Annotated in this window: 5 protein-coding genes; 1 reads left to right on the forward strand and 4 read right to left on the reverse strand. The window is 34.9% G+C overall.

Going from position 1 to position 4,255, the window contains the following annotated elements:
* Nucleotides 1–243: 243 nt before the first annotated feature.
* The 3 genes from cdiI to IW492_RS17715 form a co-directional block, all read right to left on the reverse strand.
* Nucleotides 244–615, reverse strand: coding sequence for a ribonuclease toxin immunity protein CdiI (cdiI, locus tag IW492_RS17705; protein WP_202069413.1), 372 nt, complete (start codon nt 613–615; stop codon nt 244–246).
* An 18-nt stretch (nt 616–633) separates the two neighbouring features.
* Nucleotides 634–1,056 (reverse strand): CdiA family toxin C-terminal domain-containing protein, encoded by a 423-nt coding sequence (locus IW492_RS17710; RefSeq protein WP_202069417.1) that lies wholly within the window; start codon nt 1,054–1,056, stop codon nt 634–636.
* Between the two features lie 93 nt (nt 1,057–1,149).
* Complete coding sequence (locus IW492_RS17715) at nt 1,150–2,379, reverse strand: IS110 family transposase (RefSeq protein WP_202069414.1); 1,230 nt, start codon at nt 2,377–2,379, stop codon at nt 1,150–1,152.
* A gap of 708 nt (nt 2,380–3,087) precedes the next feature.
* On the opposite strand from IW492_RS17715, the gene IW492_RS17720 reads away from it, so the two are divergent.
* The gene (locus IW492_RS17720; RefSeq protein ID WP_202069415.1) at nt 3,088–3,603 is read left to right on the forward strand and encodes a helix-turn-helix domain-containing protein; all 516 of its coding nucleotides are present in this window, start codon (nt 3,088–3,090) and stop codon (nt 3,601–3,603) included.
* Between the two features lie 233 nt (nt 3,604–3,836).
* On the opposite strand, the gene IW492_RS17725 is transcribed toward IW492_RS17720, so the two are convergent.
* Nucleotides 3,837–4,115, reverse strand: coding sequence for a hypothetical protein (locus IW492_RS17725; RefSeq protein WP_202069416.1), 279 nt, complete (start codon nt 4,113–4,115; stop codon nt 3,837–3,839).
* Nucleotides 4,116–4,255: the final 140 nt, after the last annotated feature.

Genomic DNA, 4,255 nt, shown 5'->3' on the forward strand with positions numbered 1-4,255 from the left:
TCCTTTGAATTGGTTTTTGTCGACTTTAATTCTACTGGATTTCAAGATGTCTTTCCTGTTTTTTTTCAAAATGAAAAAAGTGTCAGTGACAATCATGCCACCAACACTAGATATTATAGAGCCTAAATTTTGTGAAATAAATACAGTTAGCGTTTATTAGCTAATCGTAACTTGATTAGTAAGTTACTGCTTACTAGTCCATGCTCCATTTTCTCGATTCCTGTCGAGTGATAGAGTGCCTTTTTATTTTATACTATATAATGCTCTGTAGTCCTCTAATTTTTCTTTAATAAATTCTTTTTCCTCTGGAAAATCAATTAAATATGACTTACAAATAATCTCTAAATAGAAATAAAATTCATTATATGTGATTACTATCTCTTCTCCACTGTACAATCCAAATTCAACACCAACAAATCCATTTCCCTGTGCAATATCATAAGCATCTAAATCATTTGGAAACAAGCAAGCACCTACCTCTACTCCAAAACCTTCCCCTGTACATACGACCTTAATAATATCAAGAAATCGTTCGTTTTCTATTTCATTAAAAATAATTTTCACAGGAAAATGACTTTCACTTATTAGTTGATTCTCTTTAATTCTTTCTTTCAACTGTTATCCACTCCTTAATTAATCTGGGAAAAATGTATCGATTTCACCGTCTTTAAAAAATCCTCTCCATGATTTACCAGAACTATCTTTTCCTACCCATTCTCTAGGCATACTACCGTTATTATTTTTTATAGCATCATTGGCTGCCTCTAAACCTCGTTTTATATATTCATCATCTGGAATAATTGAGGGATCATATATTGATTTTTTAAAAATAGTTTTCTTGTAATTACCAGTGGGCAATCCTTTTGCATCTAACTCTGGAATTTGATATTCCACAACATTCACTCCTGGAACATCTGTTGATGTTTGTTTTATAACTTTAACATCATTTTTAAAGAACTCTTCACTGTTATGAGCTCCACCAATTCCTCGTTTTCTAGGAACACTAGAGTCTGTATATTTTAAGTGTTTTTCAATTTCAGGAGTTTTCTTAAATATATCATCAGCTCCACTAGCTTTCTCGGGGCGGAGAACTACTTTTGTTAAAAACTAGCTAAAACATTGTTATATCAACAGTTTAGCACACTTTTCTTAACAGGCTATTTTCTCCTCAATTTCAGGCAATTTATACGCTGTTTTTTGCTTCATCATGCTATAAATTATCTTAACCAATTTTCGCATAATACACAATAACGCTTGTATCTTTGTTTTGCCTTCTGAAACTTTCCGCTCGAAATAAGCCCGAAATACTGGATTTCTAGGGTCTCCCTTATTTGTAAGATAAATTTGTTGTATCGCAAGAAAGTACAACGTTGAATATAGTTTTCTGTTCCCTTGTGACTTGTTCTGTACATCTTTTCCTTTTCCCGCTGAACTAAAACGTAACGGGGCTACACCTGCATAATTCGCTAATTTGTCTGAACTAGAGAATCGTTCAATATCCCCTATATGACCGACTAAGGCACAAGCGGTCACAATATCTATTCCGGGCATGGTTTCTAGCTGATAATCTAGTTTTTGATACATTTGTTTTTCTGTTCGTTCGAGTTCCTTAATTTCTCGTTGATAGGCTCTTAACTGCCTTGTAATGCTTTGTATCACTGTATCTCTCGCAAATTGATAATCTCGTTCTTTGCTCGTCTCCTGTGCCACTAAATCAAGGATTTTACGGGCTCTGTTTGTTGAACAAGTATTATGACTTGGCACTCTCAAAAATGCCCCTAATTCGTCCTCTGATACATGTTCTAAATACTTAGGTGACGGGTAATGTTCAAAGAAGGTAAGAGAAGTTTTACAGTCTAATTCTTTGAAAAATCCTTTATAGTTCGGGTACGCTGTTTGTATCTGTTCATGGAATTGTTGCATTAGTTTGGTACTTGCTTTAACCAGTGCATTTCTCCGATTAACTAAATGGCGCATTGTCCAGTAATAGTCTTGAGGGTTGGCATCTGGCAAAAGGTGGGAGCGTCTCATTAATACAGCACTAATACATTGGGCGTCCCATGTATCATTCTTTCGTGTACTCGCATAACTCATGCGTTCCATATAGGAAAGTGACGGATTCACTTCTTTTACTGGATACTCTCTATCTAAAAGAAAAATAGATAAAGTTCTACCGTAATGAGTGACGTCTTCCAATCCGAAAATAGGTATCAGCTCCCCTTTTTGTTTGAGTACATAATCTTCTAATTTGTGAAATCCTTGTAACGTGTTCTTGATTTTGATTTCGCCTAGTTTTTCTTCTAAGTAATTCAGTAATACCGCTGTATGGGTTTCTTTATGTATGTCCATACCTACATACAAATACTTGGTTCTATCCATAGTCCTCCAGTTCTATTCAAGTAAATAGTGGCAATCTCAGTTTGAAGCCTCTACATACTCAATGTTGACGAGTAGCGGGCAAGAAAGCGTCAGCCTATCTAATTTCTTGAATTGGAGAATTTCTTAAATTATGGTATACTCAACTTGCGACGGTAGAGTTTTAAATCTAAGAAATTCAGTTTCTTATTTTTGAAATTCTGCTTTTTTTCTTACAACTATAAATCGTAATCGTACAGTTTTGTACACGTAGCCCTCCTATTAGTGGTGAGGGCATTTTCGGAAAAATTTACTTTTCCAAGATACTTCTACTCTATTTTGCGCACGTCACCCCCCTATTAGTAGTGGGGGCTTTTTATTTTTCATTCTATCACCTCCTAAAACGGCTGTTTCAATGCACTTTTCAAATCGCTGTAAGTACTGATATATCAATGTTTCTATTCAAATTTTAGTGAATGTCAGGGCGGTGTTACTTTGCGCCCTTCTTTCGAGCTTCGCTCGGTTTGGTCGTTGGCACTCATTGCTTGCGCTCCTGCCTTGGTGGCGTCGCGCGCATGGCACCACGACCAAACGGAAAGTAAAATTATATTTTAACTAATGAGTAAATTTTATCATAATTATACTTTAACAGTCAATCATAAATTAAAGTTTTTTTTGACTTTTTTTCTTCTTAAAGTTAAAATATAATAAAATCATCATGGAGGTGCTAACTTGAATCCTGAATTTCAAACCTTTGCAGAAAACTTTAAACTTCTCCGTAAAAAACGCGGTCTCACTCAATCTCAACTCGCTGAAAAAATTGGGTTAACCAAACAAAGCATTGTTAATTATGAAAAAGGAAATACTTTTCCAACTGGAAACCGTTTATCAAAAATTTCAGAAGTGTTAGAAACTCCCGTTGAACAATTAATTGGCAGTGAAAACATTCAATCTCGTTCAGAACTGGAATTGCTTAATTCAGTTCAATCAAAAGCTTCATTTTTGGCTCATTACGATATTATGACCGAACATTTCACCGATGAAATTTTCAAATTTTTCATAGAACAACTTTCTACATTTTCTGAATCAGAATTGAAACAAGCAATTCTCTATCTCTATGACAAACGCATTCAAAAAGAAGTTGATTTTTATGCCAATGATTTAGCTGAAAATATTATCCGAACAACCGAAAATCAAAACCAATCGAATTTAGATATGGATATAGTTATCAATCCACCAACTGAATAACACTCTAATAAAAGTAAATGGTTCACTTCGTCGATTTCATCGCCATTGACTTTCATTAGTAGGCATGTCCGTTTGTCAGTGCCCGAGGAACTCACAAAATAGCTATCCCTATGGCTAGTTCCTCGAGCTTTTTTAGCGTAACATGCCCACCGTTTGCTTTAGCACTTGAATCTGCTCTGCTAAATTCTTCTTTTTTCACCCTCAGAATCTAGCAAAATAGCATTCCGAAACCATTAGACCTTTTTCCTGCTTCGCAATTCTAACAACTGCTTTTCCATTCTTTGCATAATTTGGCTAAAGTCTAGGTAAAAAAGCATAAAGACTTGTGAACAAGCATGGTATTTTCTGGCGATTTGTTGTTTGTTTACTGGTCTGTTTTCATCTTCGAAAAACTTTTCTAATACTGGCAGTACCTCTTGCCATGATTGTAGTTGTTCCCAACTGTCATATAAACTATAAATATCTTGGTGACTAATTTCTTTAATTGGTTGCTTATTTTCTGTTTGAATCATTATTCTTCACTCCTTTAATGGCTCTATAATATCTAGTGTTGGTGGCGTGATTGTCACTGACACTTTTTTCATTTTGAAAAAAAACAGGAAAGACATCTTGAAATCCAGTAGAATTAAAGTCGACAAAAACCAATTCAAAG

This window comes from Enterococcus sp. BWB1-3 (genome assembly GCF_016745275.1).
Taxonomy (GTDB): Bacteria; Bacillota; Bacilli; order Lactobacillales; family Enterococcaceae; genus Enterococcus_L.